Source organism: Rhizobium sp. YS-1r (assembly GCF_000757525.1).
Lineage (GTDB): Bacteria > Pseudomonadota > Alphaproteobacteria > Rhizobiales > Rhizobiaceae > Neorhizobium > Neorhizobium petrolearium.
The window spans coordinates 346,455-362,231 of record NZ_JPYQ01000056.1 but is presented as its reverse complement, the minus strand read 5'-3'; the positions used below and the strand labels follow the sequence as shown (position 1 = coordinate 362,231).

General features: G+C 61.7%; 16 protein-coding genes. 12 read left to right on the top strand and 4 right to left on the bottom strand.

Annotated features, from left to right (window positions below; translation table 11 throughout):
* Nucleotides 1-73 precede the first annotated feature (73 nt).
* The 3 genes from JL39_RS27360 (at nt 74) to JL39_RS27350 (ending at nt 2,554) form a co-directional block, all read left to right on the top strand.
* The gene (locus JL39_RS27360; protein ID WP_037158261.1) at nt 74-1,321 is read left to right on the top strand and encodes an aromatic ring-hydroxylating dioxygenase subunit alpha; all 1,248 of its coding nucleotides are present in this window, start codon (nt 74-76) and stop codon (nt 1,319-1,321) included.
* Between the two features lie 118 nt (nt 1,322-1,439).
* The gene (locus tag JL39_RS27355) at nt 1,440-1,871 is read left to right on the top strand and encodes a BA14K family protein (protein WP_037158259.1); all 432 of its coding nucleotides are present in this window, start codon (nt 1,440-1,442) and stop codon (nt 1,869-1,871) included.
* A gap of 191 nt (nt 1,872-2,062) precedes the next feature.
* Nucleotides 2,063-2,554 carry a BA14K family protein gene (locus tag JL39_RS27350; protein WP_037158258.1) on the top strand — a complete coding sequence of 164 codons (492 nt, stop codon included), beginning with the start codon at nt 2,063-2,065 and terminating at the stop codon, nt 2,552-2,554.
* 69 nt (nt 2,555-2,623) lie between these two features.
* Here the strand turns inward: JL39_RS27350 and JL39_RS27345 are convergent, their stop codons facing one another.
* Nucleotides 2,624-3,619, bottom strand: a complete 996-nt coding sequence (locus JL39_RS27345; protein ID WP_037159853.1) for a transporter — start codon at nt 3,617-3,619, stop codon at nt 2,624-2,626.
* Nucleotides 3,620-3,762: 143 nt separating this feature from the next.
* On the opposite strand from JL39_RS27345, the gene JL39_RS31345 reads away from it, so the two are divergent.
* The 5 genes from JL39_RS31345 to JL39_RS30670 all read left to right on the top strand — a co-directional run bounded on the left by JL39_RS31345 (nt 3,763) and on the right by JL39_RS30670 (nt 7,353).
* Nucleotides 3,763-3,978, top strand: a complete 216-nt coding sequence (locus JL39_RS31345; protein WP_081953014.1) for an antitoxin MazE family protein — start codon at nt 3,763-3,765, stop codon at nt 3,976-3,978.
* Nucleotides 3,978-4,301: a type II toxin-antitoxin system PemK/MazF family toxin gene (locus tag JL39_RS27340; RefSeq protein WP_037158256.1), complete on the top strand. Its 324-nt coding sequence runs from the start codon at nt 3,978-3,980 to the stop codon at nt 4,299-4,301. The genes JL39_RS31345 and JL39_RS27340 overlap by 1 nt, the downstream gene beginning before the upstream one ends.
* Nucleotides 4,302-4,386: 85 nt before the next feature.
* Nucleotides 4,387-6,192, top strand: coding sequence for an acyl-CoA dehydrogenase (locus JL39_RS27335; protein WP_037158254.1), 1,806 nt, complete (start codon nt 4,387-4,389; stop codon nt 6,190-6,192).
* A 14-nt stretch (nt 6,193-6,206) separates the two neighbouring features.
* Nucleotides 6,207-6,965, top strand: a complete 759-nt coding sequence (locus JL39_RS27330; RefSeq protein WP_037158251.1) for a crotonase/enoyl-CoA hydratase family protein — start codon at nt 6,207-6,209, stop codon at nt 6,963-6,965.
* 85 nt (nt 6,966-7,050) lie between these two features.
* Nucleotides 7,051-7,353, top strand: coding sequence for a hypothetical protein (locus JL39_RS30670; protein WP_052183148.1), 303 nt, complete (start codon nt 7,051-7,053; stop codon nt 7,351-7,353).
* Here the strand turns inward: JL39_RS30670 and JL39_RS27320 are convergent, their stop codons facing one another.
* Entirely contained in the window at nt 7,354-8,598 is a 1,245-nt protein-coding gene (locus JL39_RS27320) for a class I SAM-dependent RNA methyltransferase (RefSeq protein WP_037158248.1), read from the bottom strand.
* Nucleotides 8,598-9,350: a TlyA family RNA methyltransferase gene (locus JL39_RS27315; protein ID WP_037158245.1), complete on the bottom strand. Its 753-nt coding sequence runs from the start codon at nt 9,348-9,350 to the stop codon at nt 8,598-8,600. The genes JL39_RS27320 and JL39_RS27315 overlap by 1 nt, the downstream gene beginning before the upstream one ends.
* Nucleotides 9,351-9,504: 154 nt before the next feature.
* Between JL39_RS27315 and JL39_RS27310 the strand changes: the two genes are divergently transcribed.
* From JL39_RS27310 to JL39_RS27295, 4 genes are all read left to right on the top strand, one after another.
* Nucleotides 9,505-11,442 carry a methyl-accepting chemotaxis protein gene (locus tag JL39_RS27310; protein ID WP_037158243.1) on the top strand — a complete coding sequence of 646 codons (1,938 nt, stop codon included), beginning with the start codon at nt 9,505-9,507 and terminating at the stop codon, nt 11,440-11,442.
* A gap of 106 nt (nt 11,443-11,548) precedes the next feature.
* Nucleotides 11,549-12,544, top strand: a complete 996-nt coding sequence (locus JL39_RS27305) for a DUF4424 domain-containing protein (protein WP_152601286.1) — start codon at nt 11,549-11,551, stop codon at nt 12,542-12,544.
* Between the two features lie 65 nt (nt 12,545-12,609).
* Nucleotides 12,610-13,230, top strand: coding sequence for a cytochrome b (locus JL39_RS27300; RefSeq protein WP_244446971.1), 621 nt, complete (start codon nt 12,610-12,612; stop codon nt 13,228-13,230).
* Nucleotides 13,227-13,814: a YceI family protein gene (locus JL39_RS27295; RefSeq protein ID WP_037158241.1), complete on the top strand. Its 588-nt coding sequence runs from the start codon at nt 13,227-13,229 to the stop codon at nt 13,812-13,814. The genes JL39_RS27300 and JL39_RS27295 overlap by 4 nt, the downstream gene beginning before the upstream one ends.
* A 12-nt stretch (nt 13,815-13,826) precedes the next feature.
* Here JL39_RS27295 and dxs read toward each other — a convergent pair whose 3' ends face one another.
* Nucleotides 13,827-15,746, bottom strand: a complete 1,920-nt coding sequence (gene dxs, locus JL39_RS27290; RefSeq protein WP_037158237.1) for a 1-deoxy-D-xylulose-5-phosphate synthase — start codon at nt 15,744-15,746, stop codon at nt 13,827-13,829.
* Nucleotides 15,747-15,777 lie beyond the last annotated feature (31 nt).

Here is a 15,777-nt window from a genome sequence, read left to right as displayed (position 1 = left end):
AGGCTGAGGCCGGCTGGCTTTTCCATGTCCTTTTCGCAGGCCGCTTGAAGGCAGCATTGACGAGGAAGGCAAGATGAAAATTCGCAGTCAGGTCCTGCGGCAATTGAAGAACCGCCGTGAAGGCTTCAGCCTCGAACAGGCCTTCTATACCGACCCGGACTATTACAAGCTCGACCTCGAAATGATCTGGTACCGTGACTGGCTGTTCGTCGGCCACGATTGCGAACTGCCGAAGGCCGGAAGCTATTTCACGCTGCAGATCGGAGACTATCCGGTCGTCATCGTGCGCGGTCGCGACGGCCGGATCCGGGCGCTTCACAATACCTGCCGCCATCGCGGCAGCCGGGTCTGCACCAAGGAGAGCGGTTCGGCAGTCCGCCTCGTCTGTCCTTACCACCAGTGGACCTACGAGCTCGACGGCTCGCTGATGGCCGCCCGCCAGATGGGCCAGGATTTCGACAAGAGCCAGTTCGGCTTGAAGAAGGTCCATTGCGAAAGCGTTGCTGGCTATATCTTCATCTGCCTCGCCAACGAGGCGCCGGACTTCGCACCCGTCCGCGCGGCAATCGAGCCCTACATGGCGCCGCATCGCCTTTCGGAAGCCAAGGTCGCCCATCAGTCGACGATCATCGAAAAGGGCAACTGGAAACTCGTCTGGGAAAACAACCGCGAGTGCTATCATTGTGTCGGCAATCACCCGGAGCTCTGCCGCACGTTCCCGGAAGCGCCGACCGTCAGCGGTGTGGCCGGCGCCATTGACGATCCCGTCATCACCGAACACTGGCGGCGCTGCGAGGCGGCCAATCTGCCGAGCGAGTTCCGGATATCTCCGGATGGCCAGTTCCGCGTCGCCCGCATGCCGTTGATCGAAGGCGCTGAAAGCTACACCATGTCGGGGAGGAAGGCCGTCGTCCGCCAGCTTTCAGACGGCGTGACGATCGACGGCATCGGCACCATGTTGCTTTTCCACTATCCGACCACCTGGAACCATATGCTGGGCGACCACGCGATCTCCTTCCGCGTCACGCCGCTCGGCCCGGAGGAAACGGCGGTCACCACCAAATGGCTGGTCCATAAGGATGCGGTCGAAGGCGTCGATTACGATCTCGAAGAACTGACGCATGTGTGGAACATGACCAACGATCAGGACCGTCAGATCGTCGAGGAGAACGCCTTCGGCATCCGCTCGCCGGCCTATGAGCCGGGGCCTTACTCGGCGGTCCACGAGGGCGGCGTCATGCAGTTCGTCGAGTGGTATTCGAACTTCATGGTCAACCGCCTGCAGGGGGATGAGCAGGCGAAGCTTTCGATCGTGGCGTGACATTCCTGCCGGCGGGCAGATCGCTCGTTCGTGATCGGCCTGGGTCCGGGTTCCCGAGGAACCAAGCTTCCGCATCCGCGTTGTTCCCAAGTGAAATTAACCACAGGGAAACATCAGGATGAATGCCATTCGTTTGCGTTTGACCACGGTTGCGGCAGCCTTTGCCGTAGCGCTCACGAGCCTTACGCCCGCTCAGGCTTTCCAGACGCAGCCGATCTCCGGCATTTCAACCTCGACCACCATAACGCAGGTCCAATATCGAGATCGTCGCGATTGGCATCGTGACCGCGACCGTTATGGCTGGTACAACGGCCATCGCGGTTATCGTGACCGCCGGCCGGGTTATCGCTATCACAACGGCTTCTGGTTCCCGCTGGCAGCCTTTGCCACGGGGGCGATCATCGGCGGGGCGATTGCAAACGATCGCGCCGGTTATTCCAGCCGGCATGTCGCCTGGTGCGAGAGCCGCTATCGCACCTATCGTGCGTACGACAATACCTACGTGCCGCGCGTTGGCGTGCGCGCACAATGCATTTCGCCATATCGGTGAAGCTTTCCGGGGCTGGATATGGAACCCGGTTCGGGCACGCGGCCCGGGCCGGGTTTTCTGTCGGAAGCGTTAATCGCGCATTCAGGATGAATTCCCTAGGGTCGCTGTGAAGTTCAGCCGTCTGATATAAGAGACGCTGCTTGGCGCAGAGAATTGAAAGAAAAGATAACAACAGGGTATGGAGACTTGATATGACGCTGTTCAGGAAGATCGCCGCCGCTGGTATTTCCGTCGCCGTTCTGGCTGGCTCCCTGATGCCGGCTCAGGCTATGCCGCTTCCCGCGGCGCCGGCCGCGGTTACGGAAAGGTCGGATGTGACCCAGGTACAATACCGGGATCGCCATGATCGGTGGGAGCGCCGTCACTGGCGCCGCGACGCGTATAGGAATGGCTACCGAGACGGTTATTACAATGGCTATCGTGGTTATCGCGACCGCCGGCCACACCATCGTTACTACAACGGCTATTGGTTCCCGTTGGCGGCGTTTGGCGCCGGCGCAATCATCGGCGGTGCCATTGCCTCGCAGCCGCGCTACGTGGCTCCGGCGCCGTCCTATAGCGGTGGCCTCAATCCGCGTCACTATGAATGGTGTTCCGCCCGCTATCGTTCTTACGATTCCTATTCCAACACGTTCCAGCCCTATAACGGCCCGCGTCAGCCCTGCTATTCGCCTTATTACTGAGGCCTATCATCAGGCGTAGCTTTGAAGGCCCGTCCGGCACAAGCCGGGCGGGCTTTTCATTTGATCGGGTCAGAGAATACCGGTGCGCCTCAGCAGCCACCAGGCAGCAAGCACCGACACGCCTATCAGGCTGAGGGCGTAGCCGGTGCCGTTCGTGCCTTCTGCGAAAGGAAGGGACGAGGTGTTCATCCCGAAGAAGCCGGTGACCAGCGTTGGCGGCAGCAGGAATGCCGTCATCAGCGACAGAATGTAGAGGTGCCGGTTCGTCTCGGAGGAGAGCTTCGAGTCAATTTCCTCATGCAGCAGCCGGGCACGTTCCTGCAGTGCGTAAACATCGTGATCCACCGCCTCCAGCCGGCCGACCAGCCGTGAGGCCACGTCGTCGAAACCGGGCGGCATCTCGTCGTCGTCGGCCGCCGCGGCGCGCCGCATCAGCGTCAGCACGGTTCTGAGGTGACGGTGCAGCCGAACCACGGTGCGCCGCACGGGGGCGAGCCGGCGGCGCTCGTCGCGCGGCGTATTGTCGTAGACGAAATCTTCGATGAGGTTCAGTTCTTCGGTGAGCTCCATCACCAGGCTGATCAGCGTGCGCTGGAATTCGGCGACCAGGGTTTCGAACACGTCGATCGGACGTCTGTAGCGGGAGGCATTCTTTTCGATCGCCGCTCGCATCCGATCGACGGATCGGAGTGGCTGCAGGCGGGTCGTGATGATCACCCTGTCGGAGACGAAGAAGTGCAGCCAGCCGATATCGCGGGTCTCGCTGTCGAATTCCCGCTGGAAATCGACCAGCGTGCCGTAGACGAGCTGCTCGTCAAGCGTGATCGCCGCATGCGTGTCATGAGTGGTAAGTGCCGTGAAGGCCGGCGGCGTCAGGCCCGGAAAGTTCTCGAGGAATGCATTGACTCGCGTGTCGGCGAGATTGAGATGCAGCCAGAGAAAGCCTTCGCTGACATCGAGGTCGCTGCGCGCCACATCGATCGGCAGGCGGGTGCAGGGGGCTGAGCCAGGACGAAAGTGATAGGCCCAGACAAGGCCCGGGATGGCAGGAGCAACGAGCGACATGGGTGATGAATCCGGCGGCATGAGGCATCTCCTTAAGCCCCTTGTGTAACGCTGGTTTCAACAAGATTCTCTAAAGGGTCATCGGGCCCTTGAAAGACGTGCAGCCTTGTGTTACATGTAACGGATTGTCGGAGTATTGTGATATGCCTTCTTCGGTAAGTGAGCGCGTCAGGAAGCGTCGCGAAAGTCTTCGGGCGGCCGGTTTGCGGCCGCTGCAAATTTGGGTGCCTGATACGCGACGTCCAGGTTTTGCAGAAGAGTGCCGCCGCCAATCGAGAGTGGTCGCAGCAGCGGACGCTGCAGATCCCGATCTGCTGAATTTTCTGGATGAGGCTCTGGCAGATCTCGGTGAACCGTGATGCAAAGAGGGGATCTCGTCACGGTCGCCTTAACCGGCGATTTCGGCAAGCCGCGCCCCGCGCTCATAGTCCAATCTGATCTGTTCGACGAGACGGACACCCTTACAGTTTTGCTGCTTTCCAGCACGCTGGTGAATGCGCCCCTTGTTCGCCTTACAGTGCAGCCAGATGCCACGAATACGCTTAACAAGCCTTCGCAGATCATGGTCGACAAGACGATGACTGTAAGGCGCGATAAACTGGGAAAAGTCTTCGGCCGTATTGATGATGAGACGATGATTTCCGTGACCCGGTCACTTGCTGTGTTTTTCGGATTCGCGTGAGCGTTGACAATTCCATTTACGTTTACGTAAAAAGCAGGAGGGGAATAACCGAAATTGGCTGAATGCGCCGACGAGGAGGAGCATCATGTATAAGGCACCGGTCGAGGAAATCGCCTTCACGCTGAACCATGTGGCAGGCCTTGCGGATGCCGTGGAGATCGGCCGGTTCGGCGACCTCAGTTCCGACTTGGTCAATGCTATTCTGGACGAAGCGGGACGGTTCGCCACCAATGAGATAGCGCCGCTCGGCGAAATTGGCGACAAACAGGGCGCCCGGCTCATCGGCGGTGAGGTGAAGACACCGGACGGCTGGCCCGAACTCTACCGCCACTGGCGGGAGGGCGGCTGGAACGGGCTGACCGCGCCGGAAGCCTTCGGCGGCCAGCATCTGCCGCACATGCTGAACGTTGCCGCTCTGGAAATGTGGAATTCCGCGTCCATGGCTTTCGCGCTGGCGCCGACGCTCACCATGGGCGCGATCGAGGCCATCGCCGCTCACGGCAGCGAAGTGCTCAAGGAGAAATATCTCGAAAAAATGGTGTCCGGCGAATGGACCGGCACCATGAACCTCACCGAGCCGCATGCCGGCTCCGACCTGGGCGTCCTGAAGACCCGTGCCGAGCGTCGCGGTGACGGCACCTATCGCATCTTCGGCCAGAAGATCTTCATCACCTGGGGCGAGCATGACGCCGCCGACAACATCATCCATCTCGTTCTGGCGCGGCTACCCGATGCGCCGGCTGGTACGCGCGGCATTTCGCTGTTCCTCGTGCCGAAATTCCTGGTCGATGACGATGGCTCGCTCGGCGCCCGCAACGACGTCTTCTGTCATTCGATCGAGCACAAGCTCGGCATTCATGGCGCACCGACCTGCACGATGATCTATGGCGACGGCAGGTTCCACCCGGAAAACGGCGAAGAGAAGGGCGCGATTGGCTGGCTGATCGGCGAGGAGAACAAGGGGCTTGCCTGCATGTTCACCATGATGAACAACGCTCGCCTTGCGGTCGGCATGCAAGGCGTTGCAATCGCCGAGGCAGCGACCCAGAAGGCAGTCGCCTATGCCCATGAGCGGACGCAGGGCAGGGCGCCTGGCTGGACTGGCGAGGGCCAGCGGGGGGATATGAGCCCGATCATCGAACATCCCGATATTGCCGGCACACTGATCACCATGAAAGCGCTGACTCAGGGGGCACGCGCCATCTGCTATGCCTGCGCCTACGCAATCGACATGTCGCATCACGCCGAAGGCGACGAAGCTCGCCACTGGTCCGAGCGGGCCGCACTTTTGACGCCTGTTGCCAAATCCTTCGCGACAGATATCGGGGTCGAGGTCGCCTCGCTGGGCATCCAGGTGCATGGCGGCATGGGCTTCATCGAGGAAACGGGTGCAGCCCGTTATCTGCGCGACGCCCGCATCGCGCCGATCTACGAGGGCACCAACGGTATCCAGGCGATCGATCTGGTCACCCGGAAACTGCCGTTGTCGGCCGGTGAACAGGTACGCGGTTTCATTGGCGAACTGAAGGAGATCGCCGAGAGCGTCGCCGCCTCGAACGATACGGCTTTCGGTGAAAGCGGCGACCGGTTGCGCGCCGCAGTCTTCGCACTGGAGGCTGCTACCAACTGGCTCCTCGAGGTGCAGGCTGACGGAAGAAGCGCGGATGCGCTCGCCGGGGCGACACCCTATCAGCGCCTGTTCGGCTTGACACTCACCGGCTGCTACCTTGCGAAAGGTGCCCTGGTGGATATCGGTGACGGCGGCACGGAAAAGCGCGTCGCGCTCTGCCGCTTCATGGCGGAAAACCTGCTCGCCGAGACCTCGGCGCTCAAGGATCGTGTTATCTCCGGCGCGGCGAGCCTTGAAGCCGCCCGCGCCATTCTTGCCTGAGAGGAAGCCTGCCCGTGAGCGACGATCATATCCTTGTAGAGCATCCCGAAACCCATCCGGGCGTCATGTTGATCCGGTTCAACCGGCCGGAAAAGAAGAACGCCATCACCACGGCCATGTATGCGCGGATGACGCAGGCCCTGCACGAGGCCGCCAATCATCAGGCCGTTCGCGTCGTTGCTTTTCTTGGCACGGAAGGCTGCTTTTCCGCAGGCAACGATCTGAGCGACTTCCTGAATTTTGCGCTGAAGGAAGGCGGCGGGCCTCCGGCGGCGTTCGAGTTTCTCCAGGCGCTTGCGACAATCGAGAAGCCGCTGATTTCCGGCGTCGACGGATTGGCGATCGGCATCGGCACCACGCTTAACCTGCATTGCGACATGACGATTGCCTCCTCGCGCAGCCTGTTCAGAACGCCGTTCGTCGATCTGGCCCTGGTTCCTGAAGCCGGATCCAGCCTGCTCATGCCGCGGGTGCTGGGGCATCAGCGCGCCTTCGCCATGCTGGTGGCCGGTGAAAGCATCTCGGCCGAAGCCGCATGTGCCGCAGGCCTGATCTGGAAAGTGGTGGAGCCGGAAGCCGTGGAGAAGGAGACCCTGGCTCTGGCCGACAGTCTCGCAAAGAAGCCGCCGCATGCACTGAAGATCACCCGCAACCTCATGAAGGGCAATGGCGACGCTCTTCTGGCCCGGATGGACGAAGAGCTGGTGCATTTCACTGCACAGCTCAGGAGCGCCGAGGCGCGCGCAGCCTTCGAGGCCTTCATGCGGCGTTAACGCTGCCGCGCGGGAATGTCGGGCCACCGTCTTCTTTTGGTGCATGAGCAGAGTTAGATTCCTCCTGGAAAGAGGAAGAATCTCAATGCGCAAAATCCTGTCGGGCCTGACGATCCTGCTGATCTCAAGCTCTGCCGCCGGTGCCGGCGAGCTCTCGATGGCTGGCGGCGATGCTGCCATGTCGCTGGTCCAGTATCAGGGGAATACCCAGTCACGCACCGACGATCGTCCGCCGCGGCCGCAACGCTATGTCTGCGTCGTGCCGCCGCGCCAGAGTGACGACCGCACGCGGCCCTATGTCTGCCGTGCCGATGCGGGCCGCGTCGGTGGCCGTTGCCGTTGCCCGAACGTCGTGGGAAGCGGCACGCTCGATCTGGCAGGATGGTGACTATTTCTCCAGCAGCGCCACTGCTTCCACATGTGGTGACCAGAGGAACTGATCGATCGGCGCGACTGATTTGATGCGATAGCCGCCGTCGACGAGAATCCTGAGATCGCGGGCGAGCGTGAGCGGATTGCAGCTCACTGCCGCGACTGTTTTCACGGTGGAGCGGGCAAGCTCCTTCATCTGTGCTTCCGCGCCGGCGCGCGGCGGATCGAAGACGACGGCGTCGTAATTCTTCAACTCCTGGACCATCATCGGCCGGCGGTAGAGATCGCGCTTCTCGATCGTGACGGGTTTCAGGCCCTGCATGTTGCGGGCGGCATGCTCCAGCGCCTTCAGCGGCTTTTCCTCGCTTTCGACGGCATGCACCCTGGCGATCCGGGCCAGTCGCAGCGCGAACGTGCCCGAACCCGCGAAAAGGTCCAGCACGCGCTTAGCCTTGCCCGCGTGGGCGAGAACGAGCTCGGCCATCGCGTCCTCAGCCGGTTTCGTCGCCTGGGTGAAAGCGCCTGGCGGCGGCGCGACTTTCACGCCACCGAAATCGATCACGGGCTTCTGCGGCTCGATGACCACCTCGCCGTTCACCGAGACACGGGCGATCCCCTTGAGGCTGAGCACGGTCTCGGTCACGGCGCGGCGCTGCTTGTCGGAAAGTGGCTTCAGGCCGTCGGCGGCAAGGTCGAGGCCGGAAAGCGTTTCGAGCACCGTGATGCGGAAGGTATCGGAACCGGTCGCAAGGACTTGCCCGATCGCCCGGATTGCTCCGAGCCGCACCATGATTCCTTGCGAGGCGATCGGACATTCTTCGATCGAAACGATGTGATGCGTTTCGGCGCGGTTGAAGCCGAGCAGGAAATCCTTCTCCGTCTTCCGGGCGGAGAGGACGACGCGCCGCCGTTCGCCGGGATGAGCGGCGATGAGTGCACCGACCTCCGGCGTCAGCCCCCTGGATCTCAGCGCTTCGATGACCAGATCACGCTTGAAGGCGCGATAGGGCACATCCGCCAGATGCTGCAGCGAACAGCCGCCGCAGGCGTCGCGATCCGGATCGAAATGCCGACAGAGGGGCGCGACGCGGTCGGTCGAAGTCTCCGTGATCGATATCAGCGTGCCGTGGCCGCCGTTGCGGGCAATCGCCACCGTCTCGCCCGGCAGCGCATAGGGTACGTAGATCGGTCCCTGCGCGCCCTCTGCGATGCCGTGGCCCTGCGTGCCGAGGCGTGTGATCTTCACCGTTTCTGTGCTCATTATGGTTTCCGCCCTGCAAGCAGGAATTCCTGGTTGCCGTCGCCGCCGGCAATGGGGGAGGGGATGAGGCCGAGGCTCGTCCAGCCCATGTCTTCCACCAGCCAGCGTTCAAGTTCTGCCGCCACAATGGGAGCGGTGTCCGGATCCCGCAGAAGGCCGCCCTTGCCGATCGCTTCGCGGCCGGCCTCGAACTGTGGCTTGACGAGAAGCACGCATATGGCGCCGTGCCGGGCAAGGTTCAATGCCGGAGGCAGTGCCAGCTTCAGCGAGATGAACGAAACGTCCGAAACGACGAAATCGATCACCTTGCCGCCAAGGTCGTCCGCGGTAAGGTTGCGTGCATTCAGCCCTTCGATATTGGTGACACGCGGGTCGCCGGCGATCCGTCCGTGCATCTGGCCGTGCCCCACGTCGATCGCGGTGACATGTGCGGCTCCCCGTTGCAGCAGGACCTCGGTAAATCCTCCGGTCGATGCACCGATGTCGAGGCAGGTCTTGCCCTTCTGATCGAGCTCGAAGTGGTCGAGCGCCGAGACCAGCTTCAGTGCCGCGCGGGAGACATAGGCCTTGGCCGGATCGTCTACGGTGATTGTGGCATCCCCCGGAAAGGTCTGCCCGGCCCTGGTGATGACCTGGCCATTGACGGTAACGGTGCCTCGGGTAATCGCGTCGCGCGCTCGAGACCGGCTTTCGAAGAGTCCCGATGATACCAAAAGCTGGTCGAGGCGCTGATTTTCAGAAGTGTTGGACATACCGGCAGTCAATGCCCGGCTCTGCTGTCCCTGGCAAGTATGTCGCGGGTGAAAACTTAAGCGGCATGTTCAACGCAATTTTAATCGACTTGAGCTTTTCTGGCACGCGGAGGAGACGCTCGAGCCGTGTCATCCGAGAAAAGCGAAAGTAGTCATGTCACTTAAGAATCTTTCCCTCAATAAAAAGCTGATCACCACCTTCGTAGCTTTGATGTCCGTCTGCCTCCTGGCCTCAGCCGGTGTTTATTGGCAGGCCTTGAAATCCAGCCGTGCTTCGGCGCAGCAGGTCGCCTCGCAGACCGTCCTGACCCAGGTGGAGAATGCGCTGGAGGCCATGCTGGAGCAGGCCGTGAACCAGCGCGGCTTCCTGCTCTTCAAAAGCGACAGCACCTATAATGACGTCTTCAACAATCGTGACAGGATGATCGCCGCAATCGATGCCGCCAGGACGGCGGCTGCCGGCATGCCCGACCTGATCGCTTCGCTGGACGAGATGCGGACGGCTGCGGATGTTTTCCATACCCAACTCACCGTACCGCAATTGGATGCGCGCAAGAACACCGACAAGCCGATCGATGAAGTGATCGAGATCGGCCGCAATCAGGCCAAAGGCCAGCTTGACGGCTTCCGCGATGCAGCGGCCAAGATCAAGAAGCAGGCACTGGCTCTGACAACCGGTTTGCAGGACGCCCAGGCCGGCGCGCATCGTGACCTGCTCCTCACGCTGCTGATCGGCGGCGGACTTGCCGGCCTCATCGCTGCCGGACTTGTCTGGGCTCTCTCCCGCGCCATCGTCACGCCGATCGTCGGCATGACCGAGGCCATGACCCAGCTTGCCGGTGGCAATAACGATATCGACGTGCCGGCTCTGGACCGCGGCGACGAGGTCGGTCGGATGGCCAAGGCCGTTGCCGTCTTCAAGGATGCGGCTATCGAAAAACTGCGTCTTGCTCACGATACGGACGCTTTGCGGGAGACTGCCGAGCGGGATCGTCTTGCCAATGATGCTCAGAAGGCTCGCGAAGCTGCCGAGATCGAGTTCGCCATGGACTCGCTTGCGACCGGCCTCGCGAACCTCGCCGATGGCGATGTCGCCTATCGCCTCGAAAAGCCCTTCGCGAGCCGCCTGGACCGGCTTCGCACCGATTTCAACCAGGCGCTCGACAAGCTGCAGGCAGCCCTTCGGGCGGTCGGCGAAAATGCGTCCGCCATCAGCGCCGGTTCCGCTGAAATCCGCGCCGCTGCCGATGACCTCGGCCGCCGCACGGAGCAGCAGGCCGCTTCCGTCGAAGAGACGGCGGCAGCACTTGAAGAGGTGACGACGACTGTAAAGGAATCCGCCCGCCGTGCCGAAGACGTTGGCCAGCGTGTCGAGCGTGCCCGTATCGGCGCGGAGAAATCGGGTGAGGTGGTTCGTCGCGCGGTCTCGGCGATGGAGCAGATCTCGAAATCTTCCGGCGAGATCATCAACATCATCAGCGTCATCGACGATATCGCCTTCCAGACCAACTTGCTTGCCCTGAATGCCGGCGTCGAGGCAGCCCGCGCAGGCGATGCAGGCAAGGGCTTTGCCGTTGTCGCTCAGGAGGTCCGCGAACTTGCGCAGCGCTCGGCCAATGCGGCAAAGGAGATCAAGTCGCTCATTACGACATCCAGCCAGCAGGTGGATGCCGGCGTGGCTCTGGTTGGCGAGACCGGGGAAGCACTGGCGGCCATTGTAGGGGAGGTGCAGCAGATCAACGAGCACCTGCACGCGATCGTCATCTCTACCCGCGAGCAGTCCACGGGGCTGCAGGAGATCAATACCTCGGTCAACACCATGGATCAGGGCACTCAGCAGAATGCCGCCATGGTGGAACAGCAGACTGCAGCAAGCCACAAGCTCGCCCAGGAAGCCCAGGCCCTTGATGCCCTGCTTCGGCAGTTCAACGTCGGCGGTTCGCCTTCCGCTGCATCGCGTCCTGTCGCCGCATCGGCGGAAGCCCGGCCGGCCGCATCTCCGGCCAATGCGCTGCGCTCCACCGTCGCCAGAGCTTTTTCCGGCAAGGCGGCAAGCGTCGCTGCCGTGAAGGAAGAGTGGTCTGAATTCTGATCCTCCTTCGAACGATCTTTCAAGGCAGGCCGGAGAACTATCCGGCCTGCCTTCTCTTTTGGAGAATCCGGTCTATCTTCCAGCACAGGAGACAGGAGGGGATCGTATGCGCTGGATTTTGCTGATCGGCGGGTTGTTGCTATCGACACCCCCCGCACTCGCCAATGACTCGATGGCAGAGTTGGGGGCCGGCGGGCTGACCTACGTCCAGACCTCCGATGTCGCGATGGAGGAGGAAAATCTTTACATCTCCCGCGAAGAGGTGCTGGTCGACTACGCCTTCAGGAATACCGGCGACAAGGATATTGAAAGCGTCGTCGCCTTCCCGATGCCGGATATCGTCGGCAGTCTGGAAAGCGACATCGCCCTTGACGACGTCGAAAGTGATAATTTCCTCGGTTTTTCGGTCGTGCAGGATAGCAGGCAGATCAAGCCGGAATTGCAGCAGCGGGTGATCGCGGCCGGCATCGACCGCACCGATGAACTTCTCGCCCGCAACATTCCGCTTCTTCCCTATAGCGAAAAGACGTTCGCCGCGCTCAAGAGCCTGCCGGAGGACGTGAAGGCCGAGTGGATTGCCGAAGGTCTCATCTACGTGGATCGCTATGATGCGGGCCAGGGGTGGCAGGAGGACTTGCGGCCTGCCTGGACCCTTCGCTCCGTATATTGGTGGAAGACGGTGTTTCCGGCCGGCAAACCGGTGCGCGTAAGCCATCGTTACAAGCCGAGCGTTGGCGGCACGGTGGCCATGAGTTTCATCGACCAGGGAAAGCCGGGCGCGACTTACAAGGAGTATGTCGAACGCTATTGCATAGACAGCGCCTTCATGAAGACGGCGGCGAAGCTCGAGGCTGCGGCCAGCAGGTCGGGACCGAATTATACCGAGCAGTGGGTCTCCTATATCCTGACGACCGGCGCCAACTGGAGCGGCCCGATCGGCAAGTTCAAGCTGACGATCGACAAGGGCCAGCCGCAGGACTACGTCAGCTTTTGCGGCAGCGGGGTCAAGAAAACCGATCCGACCACCTTCGAGGTGAAGGCACAGGATTTCTCTCCGGAAAAAGACCTGCACATCCTCTTCCTGGCGGCTGCAGACCGATAATCTCAGCGACTGTTGAAGCGGCGTGATCGTTCGCGATTTGCTGGGGCGCTCGTTGAGGAGGATGATTGAAGCATGAAATTTCCGGAAAGCCGGTCATGCGTCATCCTGCCGATCGTTACAATCCCCTTACGATCATCCTGCATTGGCTGATCGCCCTTATCATTCTCGGCCTGATCGTGCTTGGTTTCGTCTTGACCCGGCCGTCCATCGATCCGGGCCTGCAATTCTCGCTTTTCCAGTGGCACAAGTCATTCGGCATCCTGGCGCTACTGCTTGCCGCAATCCGCCTCATCCATTCACTGGCGCTGGTTCGGGTAAGGCCGGCAGCCGGCATGAGTCCGCTCGAACACCGCGCCGCAAAGATGATGCACCATGTGCTGTTGGTGCTCGCGGTTGCAGTTCCTCTGGCTGGTTGGATGATCGCTTCGGTCTCGCCCCTGGAAATTCCGACATTCGCCTTCAACCTCGTCGTCGTCCCGCATCTGCCGGTGCCGAAATCGGACGCGGCTGAAGCCTGGTGGACGACGGCCCACGCCGTGCTTGCCTATTCCACGCTGGCGCTGGTGTTCCTGCATTCAGGTGCCGCGCTTTACCACCATTATCGCCGGCACGACGATGTGCTGACCCGTATATTCGGAGGCCGGCGTCATCCAGTTAAAACATCCATCAGGGAGTGGCGGTCATGACCCGCAAGACAGTCTTGTTCACCGCATTGCTTTTCGCTGCGTCGTTTCCACAGGACGGCCAGTCGGCCGTCGAGGTTCCGAGCCTTGCCGAGGCCGCCGGTCGTTATGCCATTACGCCCGGTTCGAGCATCGCCTTCAGCGTCGGTCAGGTTGGCGGCGGCGGCATCAAGGGCAAGTTCGGCAAGTTTTCCGGCACCTTCAATCTGAAGGCCGGCGATCTTGCTCATTCCATGGTGAGTTTCGAGCTGAAGCCTGAAAGCGTCATGACCGGCCAGGATCGTATCGATGCCTTCCTGCGCTCGGGGGCGGTTTTCGATTCCAGTCAATTCGACACGATCTCGTTCCGCTCCGAACACGTGGAGCAGACGGGGCCGGATAGCGCCCGTATTACCGGCACGCTGACCGCCAAGGGACGCAGCATGTCGGAGAGTTTCGATGTGACGTTGACGGCATGGAACGGCCGCATGATCGCCTTCAACGTCAGCGGCAGGATCTTTCGTTCGCGCTATGCCATGGATGTCGGCACGCCGATCTATTCCAACGTCGTGCAGTTCGACATGATGATCAAGGGCGAGCGGAACTGAGGACCGGCGACGTCACCCTGCGAAGCCGACGCCGATCCGGGTCTGGCCGAGCGCCTGGAACACGGTCGAGACGATTCCGGCGCGATCGAGGCCTGCCTTCGCATACATAACATCCGGGCTTGCCTGCTGCATCCAGATGTCCGGCAGAGCCAAGGAGCGGATTTTCAGCCCGCTGTCGAGTAGGCCCTCGGTGGCGAGAAACTGCAGCGTGTGGCTGCCGAAGCCGCCGACCGAACCTTCCTCGATCGTGATCAGCACTTCGTGGTGGCGGGCGAGCTGGCGGATCAGGTCGCGATCCAGAGGCTTTGCAAAGCGCGCATCCGCGACCGTCGTGGAGAGCCCCGCGGCATCGAGGTCCTCGGCTGCCAGCAGACAGTCCTTGAGCCGGGTGCCGAAGGAGAGCAGCGCTACCTTCGCACCCTGTTTCATGATCCGGCCCCTGCCGATCTCAAGAATCTGGCCACGCTCGGGCAGCTCGACACCGACACCTTCGCCACGCGGATAGCGGAAAGAAATCGGGCCTTCGTCATAGGCGGCGGCGGTGCGCACCATGTGTTTGAGCTCTGCCTCGTCGGCCGCCGCCATCACCACCATGCCCGGAAGCGTCGCAAGGAACGTCGTGTCGAACGAGCCCGCATGGGTCGGCCCGTCCGCGCCGACGAAACCGGCACGATCGATGGGAAAACGCACAGGCAGTCCCTGGATCGCCACGTCGTGGACGACCTGGTCGTAACCCCGCTGCAGGAAGGTGGAATAGAGAGCGCAGAACGGCTTGAAGCCTTCCGCCGCAAGGCCGGCCGCGAAAGTGACGGCATGCTGCTCGGCAATGCCGACGTCGAAGGTACGGGTGGGAAAGGCCTCCGCCAGCTTGTCGATGCCGGTGCCGTTCGGCATGGCGGCGGTAATCCCGACGATCTTATCGTCGAAGCCCGCCTCCTGCACCAGGGCCTCGGCGAAAACACTGGTGTAGCTTGGTGCGTTCGGCTTCGATTTCGCCTGGGCGCCGGTGATGACGTCGAACTTGTTGACGCCGTGATATTTGTCGGCGGCCGCTTCCGCCGGCGCATAACCCTTGCCCTTTTGCGTGACGACATGGATCAGCACCGGGCCGCGGGCATTGTCGCGCACATTGCGCAGCACCGGCAACAGATGGTCGAAGGAATGTCCGTCGATCGGACCGATATGGTAGAAGCCCATTTCCTCGAACATGGTGCCGCCGGTCACGTAGCCGCGGGCATGCTCGACGGCCCGGGTGATCGCCTTATCGATTCCGTGGCCGAGATAGGCGGTCAGCTTCTTGCCGAGCTCGCGGAAACCCATATAGGTCCGGCCGGAAGCGAGCCGTGCCAGATAGGCACTCATCGCACCCGTCGGGGGGGCGATTGACATGTCGTTGTCGTTGAGGATGACGATCAGCCGGGCATCGAGCGCGCCGGCATTGTTGAGCGCCTCATAGGCCATGCCGGCGGACATCGCGCCATCGCCGATGACGGCGATCACATTGCGCTTCGAGCCGGAAAGATCGGCGGCCACCGCCATGCCGAGGCCGGCCGAGATCGAGGTGGAGGAATGCGCTGCGCCGAACGGGTCGTATTCGCTTTCAGCCCTCCGCGTGAAGCCGGAAAGCCCGTTTTCCTGCCGCAAGGTGCGGATGCGGTCGCGCCGGCCGGTCAGGATCTTGTGCGGGTAGCACTGGTGCCCGACATCGAAGATCAGCCGGTCGTCCGGCGTATTGAACACCTTGTGGATGGCGATCGTCAGTTCCACGACGCCGAGACCCGCGCCCAGATGCCCGCCGGTGCGCGACACGGCATCGATCATCTCGTCGCGCACTTCGCGTGCAAGCTGCGTCAGGTCGCGGTCATCGATTGCGCGAAGGTCGGAAGGAAGATTGACCTTGTCGAGCAACGGCGTGGAGGGCATTGATGTCACGGATTGTGGCCTTTTCTGCTCTTGTCCGGAA